The sequence below is a fragment of the Algoriella xinjiangensis genome, assembly GCF_900115015.1.
GTDB classification, from domain to species: domain Bacteria; phylum Bacteroidota; class Bacteroidia; order Flavobacteriales; family Weeksellaceae; genus Empedobacter; species Empedobacter xinjiangensis.
On record NZ_FOUZ01000015.1, the window covers coordinates 1 to 25,638 of the forward strand.

At 30.3% G+C, this 25,638-nt stretch carries 28 protein-coding genes; 19 read left to right on the forward strand and 9 right to left on the reverse strand.

Annotated elements, in window-relative coordinates; all coding sequences use genetic code 11:
- Positions 1-401 precede the first annotated feature (401 nt).
- Together BM072_RS13380 and BM072_RS13385 are read right to left on the reverse strand one after the other, a co-directional pair.
- A complete protein-coding gene (locus BM072_RS13380) occupies positions 402-686 on the reverse strand; it encodes a rhodanese-like domain-containing protein (protein ID WP_245752197.1) in 285 nt (94 codons plus the stop codon).
- 52 nt (positions 687-738) lie between these two features.
- The gene (locus tag BM072_RS13385; RefSeq protein WP_092909414.1) at positions 739-2,760 is read right to left on the reverse strand and encodes a M13 family metallopeptidase; all 2,022 of its coding nucleotides are present in this window, start codon (positions 2,758-2,760) and stop codon (positions 739-741) included.
- Positions 2,761-2,891: 131 nt separating this feature from the next.
- Here BM072_RS13385 and BM072_RS13390 point away from each other — a divergent pair, with 131 nt between their 5' ends.
- Both BM072_RS13390 and BM072_RS13395 read left to right on the forward strand, forming a co-directional pair.
- Positions 2,892-3,848 (forward strand): NAD-dependent epimerase/dehydratase family protein, encoded by a 957-nt coding sequence (locus BM072_RS13390; protein ID WP_092909415.1) that lies wholly within the window; start codon positions 2,892-2,894, stop codon positions 3,846-3,848.
- Between the two features lie 63 nt (positions 3,849-3,911).
- Positions 3,912-5,270 carry an acyl-CoA dehydrogenase family protein gene (locus BM072_RS13395; RefSeq protein WP_092909417.1) on the forward strand — a complete coding sequence of 453 codons (1,359 nt, stop codon included), beginning with the start codon at positions 3,912-3,914 and terminating at the stop codon, positions 5,268-5,270.
- A gap of 53 nt (positions 5,271-5,323) precedes the next feature.
- On the opposite strand, the gene BM072_RS13400 is transcribed toward BM072_RS13395, so the two are convergent.
- On the reverse strand, positions 5,324-5,791 hold the full coding sequence (locus BM072_RS13400; RefSeq protein WP_092909418.1) for a hypothetical protein: 468 nt from the start codon (positions 5,789-5,791) through the stop codon (positions 5,324-5,326).
- 312 nt (positions 5,792-6,103) lie between these two features.
- On the opposite strand from BM072_RS13400, the gene BM072_RS13405 reads away from it, so the two are divergent.
- From BM072_RS13405 to BM072_RS13430, 6 genes are all read left to right on the forward strand, one after another.
- Positions 6,104-7,120 carry an aminoglycoside phosphotransferase family protein gene (locus tag BM072_RS13405; RefSeq protein ID WP_092909419.1) on the forward strand — a complete coding sequence of 339 codons (1,017 nt, stop codon included), beginning with the start codon at positions 6,104-6,106 and terminating at the stop codon, positions 7,118-7,120.
- The gene (locus BM072_RS13410; protein ID WP_092909421.1) at positions 7,113-7,535 is read left to right on the forward strand and encodes a RapZ C-terminal domain-containing protein; all 423 of its coding nucleotides are present in this window, start codon (positions 7,113-7,115) and stop codon (positions 7,533-7,535) included. Before BM072_RS13405 ends, BM072_RS13410 begins: the two co-directional genes overlap by 8 nt.
- A 2-nt stretch (positions 7,536-7,537) precedes the next feature.
- On the forward strand, positions 7,538-8,251 hold the full coding sequence (locus BM072_RS13415) for a nucleotidyltransferase family protein (RefSeq protein WP_092909423.1): 714 nt from the start codon (positions 7,538-7,540) through the stop codon (positions 8,249-8,251).
- Positions 8,252-8,407: 156 nt separating this feature from the next.
- On the forward strand, positions 8,408-8,869 hold the full coding sequence (locus BM072_RS13420) for a PEGA domain-containing protein (protein ID WP_092909427.1): 462 nt from the start codon (positions 8,408-8,410) through the stop codon (positions 8,867-8,869).
- Between the two features lie 110 nt (positions 8,870-8,979).
- Entirely contained in the window at positions 8,980-9,462 is a 483-nt protein-coding gene (locus BM072_RS13425) for a hypothetical protein (protein WP_092909429.1), read from the forward strand.
- Positions 9,437-10,276 (forward strand): tetratricopeptide repeat protein, encoded by an 840-nt coding sequence (locus BM072_RS13430; RefSeq protein WP_092909432.1) that lies wholly within the window; start codon positions 9,437-9,439, stop codon positions 10,274-10,276. Before BM072_RS13425 ends, BM072_RS13430 begins: the two co-directional genes overlap by 26 nt.
- A 1-nt stretch (position 10,277) precedes the next feature.
- Here BM072_RS13430 and BM072_RS13435 read toward each other — a convergent pair whose 3' ends face one another.
- On the reverse strand, positions 10,278-10,649 hold the full coding sequence (locus BM072_RS13435; protein WP_092909434.1) for a YchJ family protein: 372 nt from the start codon (positions 10,647-10,649) through the stop codon (positions 10,278-10,280).
- A 30-nt stretch (positions 10,650-10,679) separates the two neighbouring features.
- Entirely contained in the window at positions 10,680-11,402 is a 723-nt protein-coding gene (locus BM072_RS13440) for an RDD family protein (protein WP_092909438.1), read from the reverse strand.
- Between the two features lie 29 nt (positions 11,403-11,431).
- Between BM072_RS13440 and BM072_RS13445 the strand changes: the two genes are divergently transcribed.
- The 7 genes from BM072_RS13445 to BM072_RS13475 all read left to right on the forward strand — a co-directional run bounded on the left by BM072_RS13445 (position 11,432) and on the right by BM072_RS13475 (position 17,966).
- Positions 11,432-12,430: a stage II sporulation protein M gene (locus tag BM072_RS13445; RefSeq protein ID WP_092909622.1), complete on the forward strand. Its 999-nt coding sequence runs from the start codon at positions 11,432-11,434 to the stop codon at positions 12,428-12,430.
- The gene (locus BM072_RS13450; RefSeq protein ID WP_092909442.1) at positions 12,417-13,079 is read left to right on the forward strand and encodes a type 2 periplasmic-binding domain-containing protein; all 663 of its coding nucleotides are present in this window, start codon (positions 12,417-12,419) and stop codon (positions 13,077-13,079) included. The genes BM072_RS13445 and BM072_RS13450 overlap by 14 nt, the downstream gene beginning before the upstream one ends.
- On the forward strand, positions 13,076-14,236 hold the full coding sequence (locus tag BM072_RS13455; RefSeq protein WP_092909446.1) for a hypothetical protein: 1,161 nt from the start codon (positions 13,076-13,078) through the stop codon (positions 14,234-14,236). The genes BM072_RS13450 and BM072_RS13455 overlap by 4 nt, the downstream gene beginning before the upstream one ends.
- A complete protein-coding gene (locus BM072_RS13460; RefSeq protein WP_092909450.1) occupies positions 14,236-15,225 on the forward strand; it encodes an AAA family ATPase in 990 nt (329 codons plus the stop codon). Before BM072_RS13455 ends, BM072_RS13460 begins: the two co-directional genes overlap by 1 nt.
- An 86-nt stretch (positions 15,226-15,311) precedes the next feature.
- On the forward strand, positions 15,312-16,553 hold the full coding sequence (locus BM072_RS13465; RefSeq protein WP_245752199.1) for a DUF58 domain-containing protein: 1,242 nt from the start codon (positions 15,312-15,314) through the stop codon (positions 16,551-16,553).
- A gap of 80 nt (positions 16,554-16,633) precedes the next feature.
- Positions 16,634-17,248 carry an N-acetylmuramoyl-L-alanine amidase family protein gene (locus BM072_RS13470; RefSeq protein WP_092909457.1) on the forward strand — a complete coding sequence of 205 codons (615 nt, stop codon included), beginning with the start codon at positions 16,634-16,636 and terminating at the stop codon, positions 17,246-17,248.
- Positions 17,249-17,354: 106 nt separating this feature from the next.
- Positions 17,355-17,966 carry an N-acetylmuramoyl-L-alanine amidase gene (locus BM072_RS13475; protein ID WP_092909461.1) on the forward strand — a complete coding sequence of 204 codons (612 nt, stop codon included), beginning with the start codon at positions 17,355-17,357 and terminating at the stop codon, positions 17,964-17,966.
- A gap of 58 nt (positions 17,967-18,024) precedes the next feature.
- Here BM072_RS13475 and BM072_RS13480 read toward each other — a convergent pair whose 3' ends face one another.
- A complete protein-coding gene (locus BM072_RS13480; RefSeq protein WP_092909465.1) occupies positions 18,025-18,717 on the reverse strand; it encodes a DsbA family oxidoreductase in 693 nt (230 codons plus the stop codon).
- A 229-nt stretch (positions 18,718-18,946) separates the two neighbouring features.
- Here BM072_RS13480 and BM072_RS13485 point away from each other — a divergent pair, with 229 nt between their 5' ends.
- The 4 genes from BM072_RS13485 to BM072_RS13500 all read left to right on the forward strand — a co-directional run bounded on the left by BM072_RS13485 (position 18,947) and on the right by BM072_RS13500 (position 23,783).
- The gene (locus tag BM072_RS13485; RefSeq protein WP_092909625.1) at positions 18,947-20,236 is read left to right on the forward strand and encodes an adenylosuccinate synthase; all 1,290 of its coding nucleotides are present in this window, start codon (positions 18,947-18,949) and stop codon (positions 20,234-20,236) included.
- A gap of 55 nt (positions 20,237-20,291) precedes the next feature.
- Positions 20,292-21,146, forward strand: a complete 855-nt coding sequence (locus BM072_RS13490; protein ID WP_092909468.1) for a fructosamine kinase family protein — start codon at positions 20,292-20,294, stop codon at positions 21,144-21,146.
- Positions 21,147-21,170: 24 nt separating this feature from the next.
- Entirely contained in the window at positions 21,171-22,598 is a 1,428-nt protein-coding gene (gene purB, locus BM072_RS13495) for an adenylosuccinate lyase (protein ID WP_092909471.1), read from the forward strand.
- Between the two features lie 111 nt (positions 22,599-22,709).
- Entirely contained in the window at positions 22,710-23,783 is a 1,074-nt protein-coding gene (locus BM072_RS13500; protein WP_092909475.1) for an SGNH/GDSL hydrolase family protein, read from the forward strand.
- A gap of 1 nt (position 23,784) precedes the next feature.
- Here BM072_RS13500 and BM072_RS13505 read toward each other — a convergent pair whose 3' ends face one another.
- From BM072_RS13505 to BM072_RS13515, 3 genes are all read right to left on the reverse strand, one after another.
- Positions 23,785-24,258: an Mpo1 family 2-hydroxy fatty acid dioxygenase gene (locus BM072_RS13505; RefSeq protein ID WP_092909478.1), complete on the reverse strand. Its 474-nt coding sequence runs from the start codon at positions 24,256-24,258 to the stop codon at positions 23,785-23,787.
- Positions 24,259-24,460: 202 nt separating this feature from the next.
- Positions 24,461-25,207, reverse strand: coding sequence for an SAM-dependent methyltransferase (locus tag BM072_RS13510; RefSeq protein ID WP_245752201.1), 747 nt, complete (start codon positions 25,205-25,207; stop codon positions 24,461-24,463).
- On the reverse strand, positions 25,179-25,625 hold the full coding sequence (locus tag BM072_RS13515; RefSeq protein ID WP_092909481.1) for a low molecular weight protein-tyrosine-phosphatase: 447 nt from the start codon (positions 25,623-25,625) through the stop codon (positions 25,179-25,181). The genes BM072_RS13510 and BM072_RS13515 overlap by 29 nt, the downstream gene beginning before the upstream one ends.
- Between the last annotated feature and the right edge of the window lie 13 nt (positions 25,626-25,638).

Sequence of the window (25,638 nt, forward strand, 5' to 3'; positions counted from 1 at the left end):
CAAGGGGTTCTATTTTGAAAAACAACCATTTCAAGGCGGAAACTCAATGAAATGGTCCAATTTTCTATGTTGATTTTTTATTTAGGACAGGATTGTTTGCATACCTATCATATAATATAGCAAACAAATGTTGATTTTTTGTTTCGACAATCTTATAAACCAAAATGTCATCTTCAATATTTTCTAAATTATCCTTTGACATTTTAACTGCTTACATTATTAAGACACACCAATACCTAACTGGTCACTTATTATTTTCATCTTTTTTTAAATATTTAGAATTATTTTCGTAAAACAAATACTTAAAAGTAAATATATTCTTTATTTTCAATTAAATACAAAAAAAATCGATAAATAAATATTTATCGATTTTTTTATAAAATTTGAATTATTTCAATGATTTATTTTTCTAAAACATCTAAAACATCTTGAAAACCTCCTCCATTAAAAACTTCATCTAATCCATTTGCTTGTAAAAATTGTGCAGCAGAACCAGAACGGTTACCACTTCTACAAAAAACCACAACTGGTTTAGCCATTGCTTTTATTTCTTCTACACGAGTCGGAACGTCTCCTAACGGAATATTAATTGCGTTTGGCACAAATCCTTCTGTCTCTAATTCATAAGGCTCACGAACATCTATCAATGTTACGTTAGCATTGTTGATTGCTTCAACTGTTGTCATACTAATAACTCTTTTTCTATTTTTAAACCAAGTGATTATTTTACCTAGCATCTTACCAAATTCTAATTCTATCTTTTGGCGCTTTGTATAATTTATCTCCAGGTTTTGTTTTAAATGCGTCGTGGAAAGCATCAATGTTAACGATTGGTCCAAAAGAACGGTAATATCCTGGCGAATGTGGATCTGTTTTTACTTGATTTACTAATGCTTCTTCCGTTGCTTTAGTTCTCCAAATTGTTGCCCAAGATAAGAAGAAACGTTGTTGTGGTGTGTAACCATCAATGTTTGCATAAGTTCCTTTGTCTTTTAAATACATTTGTAATGCATCAAAAGCAACAGAAGCTCCTCCTAAATCTCCAATATTTTCTCCAGATGTAAAAGTACCATTTACATGTGTTCCTTTTACAGGCTCGTAACCGTCATATTGTTTTGCTAATGCACCTGTAGCTGCTGCAAATTTTTGCTCATCTTGTGGTGTCCACCAGTTTACTAAGTTACCATCTCCATCAAATTTTGCTCCTGAATCATCAAATCCATGAGAAATTTCGTGACCAATAACTGCTCCAATTCCTCCAAAGTTTACAGCTGCATCTGCTCTATAATCATAGAAAGGTGGTTGTAAAATTGCTGCTGGAAAAACGATTTCGTTATTTGTTGGATTAAAATATGCATTTACCGTTTGTGGCGACATTCCCCAACGTGTTTTATCTACTGGTTTTCCAAAATCTTTTAAGTTTTCTTTAGAACGCCATTTGCTAATTGCAATTACATCGTCTATTAATGTACCGCCATCAGCCAAAGATTTTACTTGTAAGCCAGAATAATCTTTCCATTTGTCTGGATAACCAATCTTAACCGTAAATTTATTTAATTTTTCTAACGCTTTTGTTTTTGTTTCAGCAGACATCCAATCCAATTCTTTGATGTGTTTGTCAAAAGATTTGAATAAATAACTAATTAATTCTTCTGCTTTTGCTTTTGCTTCTGGCGGAAAATTATCTTTTACATAAATTTGTCCTAATAATTCGCCTGTAGAACCGTTTACAAATGCTAAACCTCTTTTTTCTAATGGACGTTGTTCTTTTTGACCTGATAAAGTTTTTCCGTAAAATTCGAAATTAATTTTATCTAAATCTGCTGTAGAATAACTTGCAAAAGAGTTGATTAATTTAAATCTTAAATAATCTTTAATTAAAGGTAAATTTTCTTGATTTAAGATTTTATCTAAATTTTTGTAATAATCTAATTCACCAACAATTACAGTTTCTGGATTAATTCCTAACGCTTTTACATATCTTTCAATATCAATATTTTTTGTTAAGTTTTTAACCTCAGATAATTTTACTGGATTGTAAGATTTATTTGGATCGCGGTCTTCTTCTACTGTTTTGATGTATTTCGCCATCATTTTTTCGAATTCAACAATTTTTGGTCCTTTTAAATCTCTTGTTTTAGAACCTGTGTAAGGCATTAATTGGTCAACAAATTTTGTTAAATTACCTAATGTCTCCGTATTTTTTGCATCTTCTTTTTGGTAATATGTTTTACCTAAAGTCAAATCAATATCACCTAAATAAACAGCGTTTTGTGTACTATTTTTTAAATCTGTGTACACATAAGCACCATAAAAAGGATTTTCTCCTATAGAAGCTACATCAATTAAATAATCTTGTAAATCTTTTAGATTCTTAATATTATCTATTTGCTTAAAATATTTTTGAATTGGCGCTAAACCTGTTTTGTTACGCGCATCAACATTCATATACGCTTCGTATAAATCAGCAATTTTTTGCTCACTTGTACCATTTGCGTGTTTTGTTTTGATTAAGTCTTTTACTAATTGTAACGTTACTTTATCTGTGTTTTCACGTAATTCATCAAAACTTCCCCATCTTGCTCTGTCCGAAGGAATTTCGGTAATCTTCATCCAATTACCATTTACATAATTATATAAATCGTCTTGCGGACGAACAGTTTTATCCATAAAATTTGGATTTAAAGCCTGATATCCTTCTTGCGCCATTGCTAACATAGATGTACATGCAAAAGCGGCAACAAATAATTGTTTTTTCATGATTGTACTAAGTATTATTGATACGATTTGTCGTTATTTACACAACCTTTGTTACAAATCTACTAAAATAAGTTCAGAAATTTAACAGATTATTTTACCTTTGATGTAAACAAACAAAAGTAACTTTTAGAATGGAAACCGATACGATTTTGATCACCGGAGCTTTAGGACAAATTGGTTCTGAATTAGCCGAAAAATTAAAAACAATTTATGGAAAAAATAATGTAATTATTTCTGACATACGCGACCCAAAAGATGTTGATTACGACGGTATTTACGAAGTAATTGATGTGATGGATGCAGAAAAAATAAAAGAAGTAATTGCAAAACACAACATCAAAACTGTTTATCATTTAGCTGCATTACTTTCGGGTACAGCAGAAAAAAATCCAATGTTTGGTTGGAAATTAAACATGGATACTTTATTAACTTTCTTAGAATTAGCAAAAGATAAAGTAATTGATAAAATATTTTGGCCTTCATCTATCGGTGTTTTTGGTCCAGATACACCAAAAGAAAACACACCTCAAAACACAGTTCAAACACCTTCTACAGTTTATGGAATATCTAAATTAGCTGGAGAATATTGGTGCAAATGGTACCAACAAAATCATGGCGTTGATGTACGTTCGGTACGTTTTCCTGGTTTAATTTCTTGGAAAACTCCTGCTGGTGGAGGAACTACAGATTATGCTGTAGACATTTATTACAAAGCTATCGAAGACGGAAAATATACATCTTTCTTAAAAGAAGGAACATATTTACCAATGTTATATATGGACGATGCAATTAATGCAATTGTAGAATTAATGACTTCGGATGCAGAAAAATTAGGTGAATTTAAATCATACAACTTAGGAGGTTTAAGTTTTGCACCAGAAGATTTAGCAAAAGAAATTCAGAAACACATTCCAGATTTTACAATTGATTATGCACCAGATTTCCGTCAAGCAATTGCAGATTCATGGCCTTCATCAATTGATGATACTGTAGCAAAAGCAGATTGGGGATTTGATCCTAAATTTGACATTTCAAAAATGACAACTACAATGTTAGATAACTTGAAAATAAAATTAGTAAAAGCTTAATTTTAATCACAATACAATATTTTAGGAATGCTCTTTGATTAATTTTTGGGAAACCAAATTATTATGTCAGGAGCATTTTCTAATTTAAAAAATATTATACATCTACTAAAATCTGTTGATTTAGAGCAATTGCAAAAAATTTCTCAAAAAGTAGATTTACCTCAACTCATGAACAACTTTTCTAAACTTGATGACAAACAACTTCAAGGCTTAATGAAAATGTTGAATCCCAATCAAAAGAAAAAAGAATTACCACCAATTGATGGCGATTTTTATGATGTTTTTCACACTCTTCCACCAGAACACCGCGAATTACAATTAAAAGTAAGAGCTTTTATGGAGAAAGAAGTCAAACCTATTGTTAATGATTATTGGTTACGCGATCAATTTCCTTTCGAACTAATTCCGAAATTTAAAGAACTTAATATTTGCGGGGTTACTTATGATGGTTATGGTTGTCCAAATTTACCGTTTATGATGGAAGGAGTTTTGGCAATGGAAATGGCACGTGTAGATGCTTCTATTGCTACATTTTTCGGCGTACAATCAGGCTTATCAATGGGTTCAATTTATATGTGCGGGTCTGAAGAACAAAAACAAAAATGGTTACCACAAATGCAGAAATTTGATAAAATTGGTGCTTTTGGATTAACCGAACCCGAAGTTGGTTCTGGTGCAGCAGGCGGTTTAACAACAACATGTGAAAAAACTGAAGATGGTTGGATTTTAAATGGTCAAAAAAAATGGATTGGAAATGCAACTTTCGCCGATTTAATAATTATTTGGGCAAGAGATTTGGCTGATGGCGAAGTAAAAGGATTTATTGTAGAAAAAGATAATCCTGGTTTTTCTGTCGAGAAAATCAAAGGAAAAATGGCGTTGAGAATCGTTCAAAATGGTTTAATTACTTTAAAAGATTGTGTCGTAACAGAAGAAAATCGTTTACAAAACGCCAATTCTTTTAAAGACACAGCAAAAGTATTGAGAATGACAAGAGCTGGCGTTGCTTGGATGGCGACAGGTTGCGCACGCGGTGCCTACGAAAGCGCTTTAGACTATACGCGCAAAAGAGAACAATTTGGAAAACCAATTGCATCTTTTCAAATGATACAAGGACATTTGGTCGAAATGTTATCTAATTTAACGGCAATGCAAACCTTAGTTTTTAGATTATCTGAAATGCAAGACGAAGGAATTCTAAAAGACGAACATGCATCGTTAGCTAAAGTTTTTTGTACATTAAGAACACGAGATGTTGTTTCGCACGCACGCGAAGTAATGGGCGGAAATGGAATTTTATTAGAATATGATGTGGCTAGATTTGTAGCCGATTCCGAAGCAATTTACTCTTACGAAGGCACAAAAGAAATTAATTCATTAATTGTCGGACGATCAATCACAGGATTTAGTGCATTTGTCTAAACTATAAATAAAAAAGGATTTCTTCGCAGAAATCCTTTTTCTATTAAATGATATTATTTTTCTTGTTTCCATTCTAAAAAATAACTTCCCGAGGCATCTTTAGAAACCCAACGAATTTGGTAATTTCCTGATTTTGGAAAATCAACAGTAAAATTTTCTTCTTTCGAATCTTTAAAATCTCTCGAAAATAAAACATTTTTATTCTCATCTATAATTTCAAAACGAACAGAACCTTCTAATTTTAATTTATGATGAAAATTAGCGGTTAAACTTTTAGTCGTTTCAAATTTCACATAACTTGTTACAGAAGCATCTTTAAAACTCGCTTTTGTCCAATTATCTCCGTTAGAATTTGACCATTTCGAATCATTTGTTCCATTTTCAAAAAAAGTTCCTTGAACTTTTATATCTGGATTTGTTTCTTTTGAATAAAAACTAGATGAATCTACATCTGCATTTACGCGAACCGTGATACAAGATTGCAGCGAAATAAGGGCAATTATAAGTGCTATTTTTTTCATATTATGTTTATTTATTAGTAAGATGCAGCAATTAGAAAAAGGTTACATAAAATGTAAAATGATTTTTTAATCTTTATTGATATATGTAACTTTAGTAAAATAAGATGTTAGCTATAATTTTAGCAAAACTCACACAAAATCATGTTTACAAAAATTTTAAATTTATTTACAAACAATAATTGAACTAAAGAAAAACTACCAAAAACAAGGCATTACTAAGTTATAATTCGTCCTTGTGTACTTCTATCAACTTTTGTACTTTAGCTGAACTGTTGTGCTTCTAAATTTCGCACTTCAGTAATACCTAAAACGATGAACGAAACTACATCTAAATTTTTACAAGAAAACTTTACGAAACAAGCGATAGAAAGTATTTCACAACTTTCTGGTGGCGGATCTTCGCGTATATACTCAAGATTTTTTGATCAAAATGAATCGTATATTTTAGCAGAAAGTAAAAATATTGAAGAGAATAAAGTTTTTATTCAATTTACACTCGACTTAAAAAAAGTAATTCCAAATATTCCCGAAATAATTTCGGTTTCGGATGATTTCTCCGCTTATGTTCAAACAGATTTGGGCGACGAAACATTAATGGATTTGGTTTTAACTGATTTAGAAAAAGCAAAACCGTATTATTTTAAAACGCTCGAAAAATTAGCAATTGCTCAAATAAAAGGAGAAAAAGTTATCGATTTTAATCATACTTTTTCTTATTCGAAATTAGATAAAACACTTGTTTTAAGAGATTTATTTCAATTCAATTTTTACTTTTTAGATGTTTTAGACATCAATTATAATGCAGGAAAATTGATTAAAGATTTTGATTTATTTGCTTCACAATTCAATCAACTTTCGCCAAAAGGATTTGTTTTTAGAGATTTCCAAACGCGCAACATTATGATAAAAGATAATCAACCATATTTTATTGATTATCAAGGCGGTTTATACGGTCCTGTTGTTTACGATTTGGTTTCGTTAATTTGGCAAGCAAAAGCAAATTTACCTTTCGAATTTAAGAAAAAATTGTACGAATTTTACTTTGCAGAATTACAAAAACAATTGCCAACATTAATTCCGATAGATTTTAGACAATCGTACGAATATTGTGTTGTAGCACGACTTTTACAAGTTTTAGGCGCTTACGGATTACGCGGAATCATCGAACGAAAAAGTCATTTTATAGACAGTATTTCTTTCGGACTGAAAAATTTAGAAGCAATATTAGAATATCCAATTTTACAGAATTATCCAGAATTAAAACATATCATTAAACTTCTCGTTTTACCGGAAACTTTAGAACGAGTAAATCAAAAAATAAATGGCTAAATTAAACATAAACGTACGCAGTTTTTCATACAAAAAAGGAATTCCAACTGATCCTACCGGAAATGGTGGTGGTTTTGTTTTTGATTGTCGTGGCGTATTAAATCCAGGTCGAATCAAAGAATACAAGACACAAACAGGACGCGACGAAGCGGTAAAAAAATACTTAGAAACGGAAACTAAAATCGCTATCTTTTTAGAAGGTGCTTTTAACGTAATTGACATTTCTATTGAAGATTATTTGAACCGTGGTTTTGAGAATTTAGAAATTAATTTTGGTTGTACAGGCGGACAACATCGTTCGGTTTATTCGGCTGATGCAACCGCAAAACACATTGAAGAAAAATTTCCTGAAGCACAAGTTACGTTACATCATGTTGTGCAAGAAGAAAAAAATTGGATAAACGAAGCGTATTAAATATGAAAGCAATGATTTTTGCAGCGGGTTTAGGAACTCGTTTAAAACCATTTACAGAAAATCATCCAAAAGCGTTGGCAGTTGTAAATGGAAAAACTCTTTTGCAACGAAATATTGAGTACCTAAAATCTTACGGAATTGACGAAATTGTAATCAATGTTCATCATTTTGCAGATCAAATTATTGCTTTTTTAGAAGAAAATAATTACTTTGATATCTCGATTGAAATTTCTGATGAAACTGATCAAGTTTTAGAAACTGGTGGCGGATTAGTAAAAGCGAAAGCCAATTTTACAGAAGATTTTTTAGTGATTAATGCAGATATTTTGACTGATTTAAATCTTGCAGAATTTATAAAATCTCATCAAGAAAATAAAGCGCTAGTAACTTTAGCTGTTTCGGACAGAAATTCGTCTCGAAAACTTTATTTTAGTGATAAAAACGAATTAAAAGGTTGGAAAAATTTAAACACAAACGAAGAAATTAAAGCAACAGATTCTTTAGAAAACCTAACTGAATTGGCTTTTAGTGGTATTCATTTGATTTCTCCTACTCTATTTGGGCATATTCATCAACATGGTAAATTTTCTATCATGAAAGTTTATATGGATTTGATGCAATCGCAATCAATAAAAGGTTTCGACCATTCGGGAGGAATTTTAATTGATGTTGGTCGCCCAGAAAGCATCATTGAAGCTGAAGAATACTTTAAATAATAAACATAAACTCAATTCTTAGAATTGAGTTTATGTTGTGTTGCTAAATTCTTAAAATAAAATTTGTTAAATCCATATTTCAGTCTATTTTTGTTCTAATTTTAACAAAATATTTCTGAATAATATTTTGCGATTATACCATATTAAAAATTACACATGAAAAAATTATCAATTGCATTATTTGCAGGAAGTTTATTAACTTTAACAAGTTGTGCTACAATTATTTCTGGCTCTAAACAGAAAATTAGCTTTGCAAGTACTCCTTCCGAAGCAACAGTTTACATTGATGAAGTGGAAATTGGAAAAACGCCAATAGAAAAGAAGTTAGAACGTAAGAAAAATCACAATGTAAAAATTGTTTTAGATGGATATCAACCATTTGAAATTGAAATCACTAAAAAATTTAATGCATGGTACATTGGAAATGCATTTTTTGGAGGTTTAATTGGTTTTATTATTGATCCTGCTACAGGCGCAATGTTTAGACTAACACCAAAGCAAGTACAAGCAGAAATGGCTGAAGGAACGGTTTTCAATCAAAAAGGTGAAGATGTTTACATTGCTGTAAAATTAAACATTGATCCTTCTTGGGAAAAAATTGGTCAATTATCAAAATAAATTAAATAGAAAGGCAATTAAAGTCTAACTCTATTTCAGATAAAAAAACAAAACCTCAATTCATAAAATTGAGGTTTTTATTTATTAAAATTTTATATAACTTTATCTGAATGAAATACATCAACTACTTTGTATATCTCACAATTTTTCTGGTAATTATTGTAGGAGCAATTTTTTATTTTAGTCTTAAAACGGAAGTTGGTAATATTAATAAACGTGATATTATTGACCAGAATACAGCTTTTGAACCTTGTTCATCTGATATTTATCAATATTATAATGATAAAACTGGTTATAAAACGGAACGTTTCGGAATTAGAAATGAAATTTCTCAATCAATTAATAACTTAAATTACCCTAATTTTTCTGGACTTATTAATGTAAGATTTGTAATTAATTGTAAAAATGAAATTGGTTATTTCAGAATTAAAACTACAAATCAGCACTATAAAAATATTGAAATTCCTGCATCTTTACAAAAACAAATTGTTGCAATCATACAACAATTGAAAAATTGGAATGGAAAAAATAAAGATTCTTATTATCAAATTTATATCAAAATACGAAATGGAAAAGTTGAAGATATTTTTTAGTTCTAAAGTTGTTCGAATTATTTTTGGAACACTAAAACTATTGTTTTCTGTTCCTATTTTTTGTGTAAGTATTTTTATAATTTATTTGTATTTTTTCTCTCCTATTGATACAAAATTTAAAATAGCAGCGGAACCTCAAGGTTCGTATTACTCGGTATTTATGTTAGATCATTTAATAAAGTCTAATCCTGATAATTATAAAATAGTTTGGGAATCATCAGTAGCATATAACAAACGAGGAGAGCACGAAGAAGGAATGAAGCGTTTAGATAAAGCAATTGCACTAGCTCCACAAGAAAAATTAGGTTATGCTGGCTGGATAAAACAAACAAAACTTAAGGATTATGAAAATGCCTTAAAAAATTATCACAGATTAAATAAACTTTCAAAAATCGTTGAATATCCTTGGGGAGAAAATATTTATTATTTGATGGGAATTTCTTATCAAGGTTTAAAAAATTATGATTCGGCAAATATTTATTATGACAAATTTATTGCGTCCGAAAAAAATCCTCAAAACATTTATCCAAGAACATTTACTTACAGAGGAAAAATGGAATTTGATCAGAAAAATTATAAAAAAGCGATAGAATTTTACAATAAAACCATTAATTTAGATAAAAATATTGCAGAAGCCTACTTTTACAAAGCACAAACTTTAGAAGCTACTAATCAATTGGATTCTGCAAAATATAATTACCAAAAAAGTTTAGAATTAATCAAAAACAATTACAAAGATAAAGATCCTTATGATGAGAAGTTTTTGGAAATTTATCAATTAGAAGTAGAAGATATTCTGAAAAATTTAAAATAAATCAATAAAATTCTCCATCTAGATAAAACCATTTCCCGTTTTCTTTTTTAAATGTAGAAAGTTCATCATGTTCGTAAATATCTCCTTTTTGATCTTGATAAAAAGCACGAAATCTAACTTTGTCATCTTTCGCAAAAACGATTTCTAATTTTAGCCATTTATTTGATTTTGCCCAATTTTCAATATCTTTTGCATCATGTAATTTTTGGGTAGAAAAATGTGTCGTTTCAACTAAATAATCTGTCAAAACTTTAGCAAAAGCTGTGTAACGCGAACGCATTAATTGTTCTGGATTTTCTGGATTTTCTTTTGCAAGATGAAAAGGTTCGCAGCAATTTTCGTAGGGTTTTCCTGAACAACAAGGACAATTCATTTCTTAATAATTTTGAGGCAAAAATACAATTTACTTGTCTTTATGAAAATGATAATGGTCTTGAATTATAACTTGTATAAAATCTATATTTCCTAAACCATCACTTTTTACATCCATTATTTCTTCTAATTTTCGCGTTAATTTTTGTAAAACATCGTAATTATTTGAATGTAAAGCTGACGTAAAATTTTCTTTCACAATATTTATATCGCGGTCGGACAAACGATAAACTTCTGGAAAACGGATTTTATACGTTTGCGAAACTTCTGCAAAAATAGTTTGTGATAAATCTAATTTCGGATTAAGATCAATCAAACAAGTATTTGCCACAATATCGCCTAAACGTTGTCCATTTTTGTTGACAATTGCAGTTATCAAAGCAATCATTCCAAAAAACAGATAAATTTCTACAATTCCGATTACCCAACGCAAAAAATAATCAAAATTATTGGCACGATTTCCGTCCATACGAATCACACGAATCTTCATTATCAACTTTCCAACGGTTTGTCCATTCATCAAAATTTCTAAAATAAGTGGATACATTAACACGATAAAAAAGATGGTACTATCAATACCGTACTGCATCCATTCGTCATTATAAGGCAGATGTTCTGAAACAAAAAATAAAGAATACGCTAAAATAATACGAATAATTGCATCAATAATATACGCTAATACGCGCTTGCCTAATGGTGCAATATTATATTCAATTTGAACATTTTGTGGTGTATTCACTAAAAGTTTATTCATATATTTGGGTAACTAACAACTACTCTAAAATGAGAGAAGCGCATTTTATTGATAAAAATAAGGCGAAATGGTCTGATATTGAACATAATTTGAAAAATAAATTAAATGTACATCCAGATATTTTAGCCAAAAACTATATTGAAATTACAAATGATTTGGCATTTGCGCAAACCTATTATTCAAAAAGTAAAACCAAAGATTATTTGAATGAGTTGGCACTTTTTGCCCATCAATCAATTTACAAAGATCAACGAACTTCGTCTAATCAGTTTATTGATTTTTTCAAGAATGATGTTCCTGCGATTGTATATAAAAACCAAAAAATGTTTTTGTATTCATTTCTAATCTTTTCGCTTGCAGTTTTAATTGGTGTATTATCTTCGCATTTTGATCCAGATTTTACGCGACTTATTTTGGGCGATGATTATGTAAACGAAACATTAATCAATATAAAAAAAGGAGATCCTGCGGCAATTTACAAATCTGGAAGCGAGGCTGGCTCTACTTTATACATCACAATTAACAATATAAAAGTTGCATTTTACGCCTTTACTTTAGGTTTATTTTTTAGTATTGGTACGGGTTATATTTTATTTTCGAACGGAATAATGTTGGGCGCATTTCATTATATGTTTTACCAAGAAGGTGTTTTAGGAAAAGCAATGTCTGCCATTTGGATGCACGGAACTATAGAAATTTCGGTTATAATTATTGCTGGAGCTTGTGGTTTAATGATTGGTAATAGTTTTATGTTTCCTAAAACTTTATCGCGAACAAAATCATTAACCATCAAAGCAAAAGAAGCCGTAATGATTTTGATTAGCACTATTCCTCTCTTTATGATTGCTGGTTTTATTGAAGGTTTTATAACACGTTTATACGATGTCAATCTGTTTTTTAGCTTACTAGTTATTTTACTTTCAATTTCCTTAATCGTTTGGTATTATATTATTTATCCAATTCAAAAACACAGAAATAATAATTCTTTTTTGTTTAATCCATCACAAACAACAAATGAAAAAGAATAAAATTATAACGACATTTTTACTTCTATTTTTTCAAATTATACTTTTTGCTCAAACTAAATCACAAGAATTTAATACGTTTAAAGCAAAATATAATTCGGAAGAATTTAATTATATCGAAAAAGAAAAACCACTTCCAAAAGAATATCAACCAAATGAATTTTCTGAATTTATTGGAAAGATTTTTAATGTGATTTTGCGCTTACCATTAGAGATAATTTTCTATTGTTTATTGGCACTTTTTTTAGCTTTTATCGCTTATCGTATTTATAAAAATGGTGGAGTTTTTAAATCTAATACGAAGAAAATTTATAACGAATCTGATTTTGGTTTTATTGAAGAAAATCTATCTGAAATTAATCTGAATGATTTAATTGTTAAAGCCGAAAAAGAACAAAATTATCCTTTAGCAATTCGCTATTTACATTATCAAAATTTACAAAATTTAGATAAAAAAGGTTTAATTGAATGGAATCCGAAGAAAACAAATCAGCAATTTATTAATCAAATTAAACAAGAAAATATACAAACTTCTTTTGCAAATAATACCAAAGTTTTCAATCAAATTTGGTTTGGCGAATTCAAAATAGATGCAACTCAATACCAAACTTTCAAAGCAATGTTTAATCAATTAAATCAATCGATAAAATGATAATATTTAAAAGATTAATTGCAATTATTTGCTTTGTTTCAGCATTTTTCGCATTAAATAGTTGTACAAAATCAGCCAAAACAAAAAATTGGGAAATCGATTTGACGCAAAACAGTAAAAATCCGTATGGATTGTATATTGCGCACAAAGAAATTGGAAATTTAGCAAAAGGTAAAGTACAGGATTTAGAGAAACTTTCTGAACTAAATATTGATTCAGCAAAAGCAAAAAACTATGCAATTGTGGTGATTTCTGATGAATCGTATTTTGATTCGATTACATTACAAAACTTCAATAATATCGTAAAAAATGGAGGAATTGTTCTTATTTCAGATTATCAAGATAATACCTTAGATACCATTTACACCAACAATATACCGCCAACTGCGGACTTCGAATTAACGACAAATGATACATTTAATATTCATAAAAAAAAGTTAATCGAACATCATTATTTTGAAACTTTTAGCAACGATTTTACAATAATAGGAACTATAAAATATAAGAATAAAAACTATCCAAATATTCTAAAAAAACAACCTGAAAATGCAAAAGGATATTATTTATTTCATGCAGAACCGCTTTATTTTAGCAATTATTATTTACTAAATCAAGATAGTTATTTTTACACAAAATCGGTTTTACAACATCTAAAAGGCAGAACAATAATTTGGTATAATACTGATAAAACCTATGCAAGTAGCAACACTTCTATGATGCGTTACATTTTATCCGAAAAAGCACTAAAATACGCTTGGTATGTACTTTTAGCACTTTTATTTATCTTCTTAATTTTCCGAAGTCGACGCGAACAACGCATTATTCCGATTTATAAACAAGAAGAAAATCATACGGTAGAATTTGCCAAAACAATTTCATCACTGTATCAAGAAAATGGAGAAATAAAAGATATTATTTCAAAGAAAATTGATTACTTTTTATACAAAATTAGAAAAATATTTTTGATTGAAACAGATGATATTACCCACAAAAATTTTATAGAAATTGTGGCTCAAAAAGGAAATTTTACACAAGAAGAATGTTATAAGAATTTTGAAATTCTAAAAAATATTCACCAAAAAGAAAACCCAAATCAACACGATTTAAAAATTGTGTACGACATAATCGAAAACTACAAACAAAAAGCCAATATCTAATGAATTACGAAAATACATATCAACCTCTCGAAAATCGCACTGATTTTTCGGATATTCAAAATAAAACGGATGCCATAAAAAACGAGTTAAAAAAAGTAATTGTTGGGCAAGATGATGTGATTGATCAATTAATTTTATCATTGCTTTCTGACGGACATTCGTTGATAGAAGGTTTACCTGGCGTTGCGAAAACAATGATGGCAAAGTTGCTGGCAAAAACAATTGACGCCAATTTTAGTCGTATTCAGTTTACGCCAGATTTGATGCCTTCGGATGTGATCGGAACGTCAATTCTTAATTCAAAAATCAATGAATTTGAGTTCAAAAAAGGACCTATTTTCGCTAATATTGTTTTGATTGATGAAATTAACCGTTCTCCAGCCAAAACTCAAGCTGCGTTGTTTGAGTCGATGTCAGAAAAACAAGTTACTGTAGATGGGACTACCTATCCTTTGGCGCCACCTTTTTTAGTTTTTGCGACACAAAATCCGATTGAACAAGAAGGTACATATCGTTTACCAGAAGCGCAATTGGATCGTTTTATGTTCAAGATTATTGTGAAATATCCATCGTTAGAGGATGAAATTATCTTATTGAATGAGCAACAAAATCGCAAAGAAATTGACAAAGAATCATTGGTAGAAAAAGTGATAAATGGTGAAGAAATTGTATCGTATCAACAACGCATAAAATCGGTTTATGTACACGAAGCTTTGCTTAATTATATTGCTACAATTGTTCATCAAACAAGGATAGATCAAGCTTTATATATTGGTGCATCGCCGCGTGCGTCTATTGCAATTTTAGATGCATCCAAATCTAATGCAGCAATTAATGGACGTGATTTTGTAATTCCCGAAGACATCAAACAAGTTGCTTATGCTATTTTGGGACATCGTGTTGTGATGATTCCTGAGAAAGAAATGGAAGGCTTTACAACACATCATATTATTCAACAAATTATTGACCGTGTAGAAATTCCTCGTTAATGAAATTTATTAAAAGTATATTTTTTACAAATCGCTTTTTTTATGCAGGATTTTTCGTTGCATTTTGCTTCGTAATCAGTTTTTTTATGCCAACATTTTTTTTGGCTGCAAAACTATTATTGATTGCATTTGTTGTGATTACTAGTGCAGAATTTTTCTTATTATATCTACCAAAAAAATCAGTTTTTGTTGAACGAAATTATCCTGAACGTTTTTCGAATGGAGATGAAAATTTATTAGAATTAATTGCAGAAAATAAATACCAATTTCCGCTTTACATAAGAATTATAGAAGAATTTCCTATTCAATTTCAGATAAGAGATTTACAATTCAAAAAACATTTTAAGTCAAATCAATCCATAAAATTTGATTTCAAATTAAAACCGACAGAACGTGGCGCTTATAAATTTGGCGTAACCAATATTTTTATTTCTTTTTTAGGTTTGGTTGAGCGTAAAATTACGACGAATGAACCGATTGAAATTGCTTGTTATCCGTCTTATTTACAATTAAAACAGTTTCAATTGTACTCGACAGCGCAACATCAAAATCAATTTGGAATGAAACGTATTCGAAAAATTGGAACAAATACAGAGTTTGAAAACATTAAAAATTATACAATTGGTGATGAATATCGTTTAATTAATTGGAAAGCTACGGCAAAAGCAAATCGACTGATGGTAAATCAGTTTCAGGAAGAAAAATCGCAACCCGTTTATTCTATAATTGATTTAGGAAGAACGATGAGAATGCCTTTTGATGGTCTAAAATTGTTAGATTACGCCATCAATTCTAGCTTAGTTATTGCGAATATTTCTTTACAAAAAAATGAAAAAGCAGGTTTAATTACCTTCAATAAAAATATACAAGATCACATTGTTGCAGACCGAAAAAATCATCAAATGCAGTTGATTTTAGAGAAATTATACAATGTACAAACCAATTATTTGGAGAGTGATTTTGGTAAATTATACGCTTACATAAAACGTAAATTAACGCAACGTTCTTTGCTTTTTGTTTATACAAATTTTGAAACTATTGATGCTTTAGAACGTCAATTACCGTATCTAAAATTGATTAAAAAATCGCATGTTGTGGTTTTAATTTTATTTAAGAATTCTGAATTAAAAAAATTAACCACACAAAAAGCCAAAACAACAACCGATATTTATGATCAAACTATTGCAGAAAAATTTAATTACGATAAAGAATTAATCATAAATCGTTTGCATCAATTTGGTATTTTAACCATTTATTGCGAACCAAAAGAATTATCTATCAACTTAATCAACAAATATTTAGAGATAAAGGCAAGAGGATTATTTTAATTTTATGTTTTAATTAACCTATTCTGCATCAAAAATGCACAATTATTGCTAAAATTCGGAAAACTATACGAATACTAACAATGAAAAAAATAATCCAACTCTTTTGTATTTTAATCGCTACAAATATTTTTGCACAAACCAATTTAGTCAGTACAAATTCAACTCCTAAACGCACTATTGTTTTAGATGCGGGACATGGTGGCGCAGATACTGGTGTTAAGAAAGATGAATTTCAAGAAAAAGATATTGTTCTAAAAATTGTTAATACAATTAAAGAAAGAAATCCATATTCGGACATTAATTTTGTTTTTTTACGCACGGGCGACGAGCAAATTGTAAATGCTAATCGCGCAAAATTAATCAACGAATTGAAACCCGATTTGGTACTTTCTATACATGCGAATTACAATATAAAAGACACGAAAAAAGGAACTGAAATTCATGTTTCTCCAATGAATCCTTATTTTGAACAAGCAAAAGCAATTGGCGAAAAAATGAGTATAAACATAAGTTCTTTGGGTTTTGAAAATTTAGGAATTATAGAGACAAATTCGAAAGTTTTACGTGATTCACAAGCTCCAGTTGTGATGATAGAAATTGGATATTTGACAAATGATGATGACAGAAAATATTTGACAGACGAAAAAAATTATGATAAAATAGCGGATAAGATTCTGCAATCTTTAGCGCCTTAAAACCTAATAAAACAATATTTATCAATTAGTTAAATAAATTCTAAAGTTATTTTCGAATCGAAATAGTTTTAGGATTTATTACGTTATTGTATAAAATCAATTTAACATGAAAAGGATTATTTATTTACTAGGTTTTATGACAACGTCATTTTTAACGACCAATTTAAATGCGCAAACTGCATCAAAAACAATTGTTATAGATGCTGGTCATGGTGGATCTGATGTCGGATCTAAAAATAATGCGATTGTAGAAAGTCAATTTACGTTAGAAATTGCAAAAAAAATTCAGCAATTAGCAAAAGAAAAAAACATTGAAGTTATTTTAACGAGAGATGAAGATAAAATAGTTGATTTTGAAAATAGATTGTCTAAAATAAATTCGATAAAACCAGATCTTGTTATTTCTTTACATGTTAATAATTCGCAAAACAGAACAACAAATGGTTCTGAAGTTTTTATATATAAAAATAATACAGATGAAAAAACTGCACAAATTGGTAGTGATTTAGCTGAACTAATTAGCTTTAATTCAATTGAAAATAGAGGTTTAAAAAAGCAAAACTTCAGGATATTACGAGACTCTCAAGTTCCTGCTTTTCTATTAGAACTTGGTTTTGCTAGCAATGATAAAGATATCGAAGTTTTAAAAGCAGCAGATTATCAGAAGCAATTAGCCGAAAAAATTGTTAATTATTTAGAAAATTATAAAACAATATAATACTAAAAAAGCGTCTCAAAATTGAGACGCTTTTTTATATATCTTAAATTTAGTAACGTTAGTCACAATTACCATCAACATCGCAAGATGCGTTATTTGGTGATGAATTATTTGCATGATCTTTCTCAAACGCTTGCGTTAAAGCAGACACAAAATAATCAACTGGTTGAGCGCCAGAAATTGAATATTTACGATCAATTACAAAAAAAGGAACACCAGAAACACCAATGTTTCGTGCGTCTAAAATATCCGAAGCAACATCAAATACATAAGCATCTGAATTTAGCATTTCTAAAATCTCAGTTTTATTTAATCCTATTTTTTCGCCAATTGTTGCCAAAACTTCATGGTCAGCCACATTTTTACCTTCAGTAAAATATGCTTCGAATAATTGTTCTTCTATTTCCGAACCTTTGCCGTTAGCTTGTGCAAAATGAATTAAACGATGCGCATCGCCCGTATTAACAACTTTAGAGTTTTGTTGCTGAAAATCTATTCCAACCGATTTTCCCATTTCAGCCAATTGATTATTCATGGCAGCAACTTGCTCTTCCGAAATTCCTTTTGCTTTTACTAAATATTCTTCAACAGAAGTTATTTCGTTTTTAGGCAAATCTGGATTCAACTGAAAGCTCTTCCACTCTATTTCGATATTATTTTTATAAGGAATTTTATCTAAAGCTTGTTCAAAATGCTTTTTTCCGATATAACAAAACGGACACATCACATCCGACCATATTTCAATTTTCATACAAGAAATTTTTGGTGTAAAAGTTTACAAAATTACATCAATTATTTTAATGGATTCGGTTATTTTTCGGTTAATTTAAACTTTTGAAATTATTAATAAAAACTTGAAAAATAATCGTCCAAATGTGGGTTTTAAATTTGTTTAAGACAAGGTTTCATTTACCTTTGCAGTGAACCAAGAAAATGATAAATTTCATTTTTATTCCAAATCAAATAACGAACAAAATAATATGTCAACACACGTAGTAGTCGGCCTTCAATGGGGTGACGAGGGAAAAGGAAAAATCACAGATGTATTAGCCGAAAAATCGGATTATGTTGTACGCTACCAAGGTGGTAACAATGCGGGACATACAGTATATGTAGGCGAGGACAAATTTGTACTTCACTTATTACCTTCAGGGGTTTTGCAATGTAAAGGAAAATGTATTATTGCAAATGGTGTAGTGGTTAATCCAGAAGCTTTTTTTAATGAGACAGCTCAATTAGAAGCGAAAGGTTATTCTACTGATCATGTATTTATTTCGAGAAGAGCGCATATCATTATGCCTTACCATATTCTTATGGATGAATACCGTGAAGAATTTGCAGGAAAAGAAAATCAAATTGGTACAACAAAACGCGGAATTGGACCTTGTTATGAGGACAAAGTAGCACGTGTTGGTATTCGTGCAGTAGATTTATTAAATCCAGAGATTTTAGCAGAAAAAATCAAAGAAAATTTAGTAGTTAAAAATGCTTTATTCGAAAAATTATTCAATAAAGAACCATTAAAATTCGAAGATATTTACGAAAAATATTTAGAATATGGTGAACGTTTAAAAGAACGTATCATTGATTCTGAATTAGAAATCAATCATGCAATTGATGCTGGTAAAAGTGTTTTATTTGAAGGCGCACAAGCATTAATGTTAGATATCGATTTTGGGACATATCCTTTCGTAACATCATCATCTCCAACAACTGGTGGTGCATGTGTTGGTGCAGGAGTACCTCCAACAAAATTGAAAAATTTAATCGGAGTTTCTAAAGCATATTGTACACGTGTTGGTAATGGTCCTTTCCCAACAGAATTAGACAACGAATTAGGAGAACAAATTCGCCAAGTTGGTCATGAATTTGGTGCATCTACAGGTCGTCCACGTCGTACAGGATGGTTAGATTTAGTTGCGTTAAAACATGCTTGTATGATTAACGGAATTACACATTTAGTAATCACTAAATTAGATGTTTTATCTAATATCGATACAATAAAAGTATGTACAGCATACAAAACTGAAGACGGAAAAATAATTGATTATTTTACTTCTTCTACGAACAAATTAGATCAATACGAAACAATTTGTGACGAATTACCAGGATGGACAGAAGATATTACAAACGTAAAATCTTTTGACGAATTGCCACTTACAGCGCAAGACTACATCCACTATATTGAGAAATATTTAGGAATCGAAGTTTATTTAGTTTCGGTTGGTCCAGAAAGATCTCAAAATATTATTAGAACAACTTTATTTTAATAATTCAGTTATAGCCTAACATTTGTTGGGCTATAACTTTTTATATGATATTTTTATGAACGAAATTTTAGAACGGTTAAAACAATTAGATTTAGATATTGATAATATTGTTCCCATAAAAGGTGGCGATATAAATGATGCCTTTCGACTTGAATCGTTCAATAAAAAATATTTTTTAAAACTTAATACAGCAAATAATTTTCCTGATCTTTTCAAAAAAGAAGCTCGCGCATTGGATACTATTCGCAAAACTGAAACCTTTTATACTCCTAACGTTCTGAATGTTGGAGAAACAGATAATAATTTTCAGTATTTGATTTTAGAATGGATAGAAACCGCAGAACCTACACTTGTAAATTGGGAAAATCTTGGTCGAAACTTAGCTAAGTTTCATCAAAATACAAATGATAAATTTGGTTGGAACGAGGATAATTATATTTCTATCGTTGTACAACCTAATAATTTTACAACTTCTTGGAGCGATTTTTACACCAATAATCGCATTATTCCGATGATGAAATTGTTACAAAACAAACAATTAATCACCACAAAAGAAGTAAAAGCTGCTACACGACTTTGCCAACAATTAGACAATATTTTTCCTGTAGAAAAACCAACACTTATACACGGTGATTTTTGGAATGGAAATATTTTAGCGACAAAAGATGGCGAATTTGCAGTTGTAGACCCAGCTATTTATTATGGACATCGCGAAATGGATTTGGCTATTGCAAAACTTTTTGGTGGATTTGATGATACTTTTTTTGATGCTTATCAAGAAATTTCTCCGCTCGAAAATAACCACGAAGAACGCCTGCCTATTGCACAATTATTTCCTTTATTGATACACGCTTATCTTTTTGAAGGTTATTATGTAAAAGATGTACAGACAATTTTAAAGAAATTTTAAACACAACAACAAACAAAATACACAATGAACAAGTATCAAAATCCTTTAGAATCAAGATATTGTAGCGATGAAATGCTATACATTTTTTCTCCTGAGAAAAAATTTACAACTTGGAGACAGTTATGGATTGCTTTAGCAGAAATAGAAAAGGAACTTGGATTAGATATTACAGACGAACAAATTCAAGAATTAAAAGATAACGCAACAAATATTGATTACGATGTAGCCGCAGCGTACGAGAAAAAATTTCGTCACGATGTAATGGCTCACGTACATGCATATGGTGATGTTGCGCCAAGTGCAAAAGCAATAATCCATTTAGGTGCGACTTCTGCTTTTGTTGGAGATAATACAGATTTGATTCAGATTCGTGATGGTTTTCAACACATCAAAGGTCAATTAATTAATGTGATTGATGGATTAGCAAAATTTGCTCGTCAATACAAAGATTTACCAACATTAGGTTTTACACACTTTCAACCAGCTCAATTAACAACAGTTGGTAAACGTGCAACTCTTTGGTTACAATCTGTTTTATTAGATTTAGAAGAATTAGAATTTAGAATAGATACTTTACGTTTTCGTGGCGTTAAAGGAACAACGGGTACAGCAGCGTCTTTCAAAGAATTATTTGATGGCGATTATTCGAAAGTAAAAGCGTTAGATAAAAAATTATCAGAACGTTTCGGATTTAAAAATGTATTTGCAGTTTCTGGACAAACATACGACCGTAAAATTGATGCACAAGCATTAGAATTATTATCAAATATTGCACAATCTGCACATAAGTTTACAAACGACTTACGTTTGTTACAAAACTTAAAAGAAGTTGAAGAGCCTTTTGAAAAAAATCAAATTGGATCATCGGCAATGGCTTACAAACGCAATCCTATGCGTTCTGAGCGTATTTCTTCATTATCTAAATACGTAATGTCATTAGCTTCATCTCCCGCAATGGTTGCGGCTACACAATGGTTTGAAAGAACTTTAGATGATTCTGCCAACAAACGTTTAGCTATTCCTCAAGCTTTCTTAGCAATTGATGCAGTTTTAATCATTTGGAACAATATTTTAGATGGTTTAGTCGTTTATCCTAAAATCATTGAAAAGCATATTGCAGAAGAATTACCATTTATGGCAACCGAATATATTATTATGGAAGGTGTTAAAAATGGTGGAGATCGTCAAGAATTACACGAAATCATCAGAACTCATTCTATGGAAGCTGCAAGACAGGTAAAAATGGAAGGAAAATCAAATGATTTGATTGAACGTATTATTGCAGATGACTCAATCAAAATTGATAAAGAAAAATTAGTTGAATTATTAGATCCGAAAAACTTTACAGGATTTGCAGCAGAACAAACTGTCGAATTCTTAAAAGATATTGTAGATCCAATAATAGAAGAAAATAAATCGCTTTTAGGTGCTCATACAGACTTAAAAGTATAATACCGCTTAAAATTAACACACACAAAGAAAAAGGATTCCAGAAATTGGAATCCTTTTTTATTTTAATTCAAATTATTTCTCAAATTTGCACCTAAATACAACCTAACGTAAATGAAAAAATATTTTCTGCTTTTTAGTCTTTTCATCACATTTCAACTCTTTGCACAACAACTTAAATACATTACAAATAAAGAGTTTACAATTCAAGGAAAAGCTTTTCAAAACACGCCTTTTTATCATCGTATTGATACAGATAAATATGCTAATCTTCCGCCAAAAGTAAAAACATTGTTTACAGATCCTGCGGGATTATATGTTTCTTTTAAATCGAATACTTCTAAAATTAAACTAGATTGGACTACGCGTTCTACGTATTTAGGCGCAAATACAACTGGAATTATGGCACGTGGAATGGATTTGTATACTAAAGAAAACGGAAAATGGATTTTTGCAGGAGCGGCACTTCCCAATCAACAAAATGTAAAAAGTGATTACGATGTTGTTCAGAATATGACAAAAACCGAAAAAGAATTTCTTTTGTATTTACCACTTTGGAACGAATTAACTGATTTAAAAATCGGGATAGATGAAACAGCTAACTTTATCAATCAGCCAATTGTCTATAAAAAGAAAATTGTTGTTTACGGTTCTAGTATTGTACAAGGCGCTTCGGCAAGTCGCCCGGGAATGAGCTATCCTTCTATTCTATCTCGAAAAACTGGATACGAATGGATCAATCTTGGTTTGAGCGGAAATGCTAAAATCGAAATTGAAATCGCCGAAATGATGAAAGATATTCAAAATGTAGATTTATTTATTTTAGATTGTGTTCCGAATAGTTCTGAAGAAGAAATAAAAGCCAGAACGATTCCTTTTGTAAAATTACTGCGTAAATATCATCCAAAAACACCAATTTTGATGGTTGAAAGCATTATAAGACCAATGAGTAAATTTGATCAAATTGGGCATCAAAATATGATACAGCAAAATAAAGCTTATCGCAATCAATATGAAGCATTGATAAAAGATGGTGTTACAAATTTGCATCTTTTGAAAGGCGATAATTTACTTGGAACTGATAACGAAGGTTCTACTGATGGTATACATCCAAATGATTTGGGTTTTAGCAGACTTTCTACAGCTATTGAGCAAAAAGTGAACGAAATATTTAGTGCTCAAAAATAACTTAATATTTGATTCCGATTTTACGTAAAATAAAACTCAACAACCAAATAGGACCAACCAAAAGAAATTGTAAATCTTTTAGAAAACTTGGTTTTTTCCCTTCAATTTTATGTCCTACAAATTGTAAAATCCACGTAATTACAAAAACTATAAGATATAATATCCAAGATTTGTTGCCAAAATTGATGTTTACTAATGACACAAAATGTTCCATCAACAACATCACGAAAATCATCAACAGACCAATAACAAATGACAATCGGAAATAAAAGACAGACACAAGACACAGTGCTAAAATAGACGCAATACTTAAAAATCCAAAATATTGAATGTAAATATGCGGTGTCGGAATGTAAGAAATGAAACCTAAAATTGTCCAAAAAATAAGTGGAACACAAATCCAATGAATTAATTTATTGGTTGCATTTTTGTGACTTTCTCCATATTCATCAAAAAGTTGTTCAATTTTTCTCATCTTCAATTAGTTTGGAATTAAATGTACTAATTATTTAAGAATTTTTAATTGATAATAAAGTACCTAAATTTTCGCGACGAGATATGATTATACAATTAAGCCAACTCTTTGGGAGTTGGCTTAATTGTATACTTTGTAAAAATGAACTCGGGAAAAGCAACACAACGTGTTGATGTATTCCTAAATTATTTTATTATAAAATTTACGCTTGCATTACAAAAATTGCAGGACGTTTATGATAATCATATTTCTCTTTTTTCCAATCTTTAATGCTTAATGTACGGATATCTTCGTCTTCTAATGTGATATGACAAGCCACACAAATTTTGGTTTCGGAACGCAAAATTTTCGTCAAATCGTCAACCATTTGATTGTTACGATAAGGTGTTTCCATAAAAATTTGCGCAATTCCAGTTTTCGCACTTTCAGCTTCTAAATGCGACAATCGTTTTTTACGATCTGTTTTATCAATTGGTAAATAACCGTGAAATGCAAAGTTTTGACCATTCATTCCCGAAGCCATCAACGCCAATAAAATAGACGAAGGACCAACCAAAGGTACAACCTGAATGCGTTTTTCTTGGGCTACTTTTACCAACTGTGCGCCTGGATCTGCAACCGCAGGCAAACCAGCTTCGGAAATAACACCAACCGAAATTCCTTTGTCTAATATTTTTATAATATCAAACAATTCCGCAGGTTTTGTATCCTTATCTAATATATAAATTTCTAAATCTGCTTGCACTTTTTCTGGACAAACTTGTTTAATAAATTTACGCGCAGACTTCTCATTCTCAACTACAAAAGTATTTAAAGAACGGATAATATCTAAGTTATATAAAGGCAATACTCTACTGTGTTCGCTTTCACCTAAAAGTGAAGGAATTAGATAAACTTTAGCCGTATTCATTGTAATAAAATTAAAGATTGTATTTGGTGATGATGCCATTTGTTGCATCATCTAGTAATTGATAAACATGCTCAAAAGCATCTTCGTTATCGTAATAAGGATCTGGAACATTGTGTGCAACACCCAAACCTTCTTTCAAAATTAGTTTTACTTTATTTTGTTCTTCTTCGTTTCGCGCTAATTTTTGTAAATCAATAGAATTTTGTTTATCCATTGCAAAAATTAAATCAAACTCTTCAAAAAAAATTGGATTAAAATGCATTGCACGTTGATCAGAAATATCTACACCATGCATTTTTGCTACAGAAACAGAGCGACGATCGGGCTGTTCGCCAACATGCCAATCTCCAGTTCCGGCAGAATCTACAAGATGTTTATCGCCAACTTTTGCTTGCAAAATACCTTCTGCTAAAGGAGAACGACAAATATTTCCTAAACAAACCATTAAAATTTTCATGGTAAAATTTTTC

What these genes read in the sequence shown, in the direction of transcription:
- BM072_RS13380 (WP_245752197.1), bottom strand. Translation starts at nt 686, where the DNA reads ATGACAACAGTTGAAGCAATCAACAATGCTAACGTAACATTGATAGAT.
- BM072_RS13385 (WP_092909414.1), bottom strand. Translation starts at nt 2,760, where the DNA reads ATGAAAAAACAATTATTTGTTGCCGCTTTTGCATGTACATCTATGTTA.
- BM072_RS13390 (WP_092909415.1), top strand. Translation starts at nt 2,892, where the DNA reads ATGGAAACCGATACGATTTTGATCACCGGAGCTTTAGGACAAATTGGT.
- BM072_RS13395 (WP_092909417.1), top strand. Translation starts at nt 3,912, where the DNA reads ATGTCAGGAGCATTTTCTAATTTAAAAAATATTATACATCTACTAAAA.
- BM072_RS13400 (WP_092909418.1), bottom strand. Translation starts at nt 5,791, where the DNA reads ATGAAAAAAATAGCACTTATAATTGCCCTTATTTCGCTGCAATCTTGT.
- BM072_RS13405 (WP_092909419.1), top strand. Translation starts at nt 6,104, where the DNA reads ATGAACGAAACTACATCTAAATTTTTACAAGAAAACTTTACGAAACAA.
- BM072_RS13410 (WP_092909421.1), top strand. Translation starts at nt 7,113, where the DNA reads ATGGCTAAATTAAACATAAACGTACGCAGTTTTTCATACAAAAAAGGA.
- BM072_RS13415 (WP_092909423.1), top strand. Translation starts at nt 7,538, where the DNA reads ATGAAAGCAATGATTTTTGCAGCGGGTTTAGGAACTCGTTTAAAACCA.
- BM072_RS13420 (WP_092909427.1), top strand. Translation starts at nt 8,408, where the DNA reads ATGAAAAAATTATCAATTGCATTATTTGCAGGAAGTTTATTAACTTTA.
- BM072_RS13425 (WP_092909429.1), top strand. Translation starts at nt 8,980, where the DNA reads ATGAAATACATCAACTACTTTGTATATCTCACAATTTTTCTGGTAATT.
- BM072_RS13430 (WP_092909432.1), top strand. Translation starts at nt 9,437, where the DNA reads ATGGAAAAGTTGAAGATATTTTTTAGTTCTAAAGTTGTTCGAATTATT.
- BM072_RS13435 (WP_092909434.1), bottom strand. Translation starts at nt 10,649, where the DNA reads ATGAATTGTCCTTGTTGTTCAGGAAAACCCTACGAAAATTGCTGCGAA.
- BM072_RS13440 (WP_092909438.1), bottom strand. Translation starts at nt 11,402, where the DNA reads ATGAATAAACTTTTAGTGAATACACCACAAAATGTTCAAATTGAATAT.
- BM072_RS13445 (WP_092909622.1), top strand. Translation starts at nt 11,432, where the DNA reads ATGAGAGAAGCGCATTTTATTGATAAAAATAAGGCGAAATGGTCTGAT.
- BM072_RS13450 (WP_092909442.1), top strand. Translation starts at nt 12,417, where the DNA reads ATGAAAAAGAATAAAATTATAACGACATTTTTACTTCTATTTTTTCAA.
- BM072_RS13455 (WP_092909446.1), top strand. Translation starts at nt 13,076, where the DNA reads ATGATAATATTTAAAAGATTAATTGCAATTATTTGCTTTGTTTCAGCA.
- BM072_RS13460 (WP_092909450.1), top strand. Translation starts at nt 14,236, where the DNA reads ATGAATTACGAAAATACATATCAACCTCTCGAAAATCGCACTGATTTT.
- BM072_RS13465 (WP_245752199.1), top strand. Translation starts at nt 15,312, where the DNA reads ATGCCAACATTTTTTTTGGCTGCAAAACTATTATTGATTGCATTTGTT.
- BM072_RS13470 (WP_092909457.1), top strand. Translation starts at nt 16,634, where the DNA reads ATGAAAAAAATAATCCAACTCTTTTGTATTTTAATCGCTACAAATATT.
- BM072_RS13475 (WP_092909461.1), top strand. Translation starts at nt 17,355, where the DNA reads ATGAAAAGGATTATTTATTTACTAGGTTTTATGACAACGTCATTTTTA.
- BM072_RS13480 (WP_092909465.1), bottom strand. Translation starts at nt 18,717, where the DNA reads ATGAAAATTGAAATATGGTCGGATGTGATGTGTCCGTTTTGTTATATC.
- BM072_RS13485 (WP_092909625.1), top strand. Translation starts at nt 18,947, where the DNA reads ATGTCAACACACGTAGTAGTCGGCCTTCAATGGGGTGACGAGGGAAAA.
- BM072_RS13490 (WP_092909468.1), top strand. Translation starts at nt 20,292, where the DNA reads ATGAACGAAATTTTAGAACGGTTAAAACAATTAGATTTAGATATTGAT.
- purB (WP_092909471.1), top strand. Translation starts at nt 21,171, where the DNA reads ATGAACAAGTATCAAAATCCTTTAGAATCAAGATATTGTAGCGATGAA.
- BM072_RS13500 (WP_092909475.1), top strand. Translation starts at nt 22,710, where the DNA reads ATGAAAAAATATTTTCTGCTTTTTAGTCTTTTCATCACATTTCAACTC.
- BM072_RS13505 (WP_092909478.1), bottom strand. Translation starts at nt 24,258, where the DNA reads ATGAGAAAAATTGAACAACTTTTTGATGAATATGGAGAAAGTCACAAA.
- BM072_RS13510 (WP_245752201.1), bottom strand. Translation starts at nt 25,207, where the DNA reads ATGGCATCATCACCAAATACAATCTTTAATTTTATTACAATGAATACG.
- BM072_RS13515 (WP_092909481.1), bottom strand. Translation starts at nt 25,625, where the DNA reads ATGAAAATTTTAATGGTTTGTTTAGGAAATATTTGTCGTTCTCCTTTA.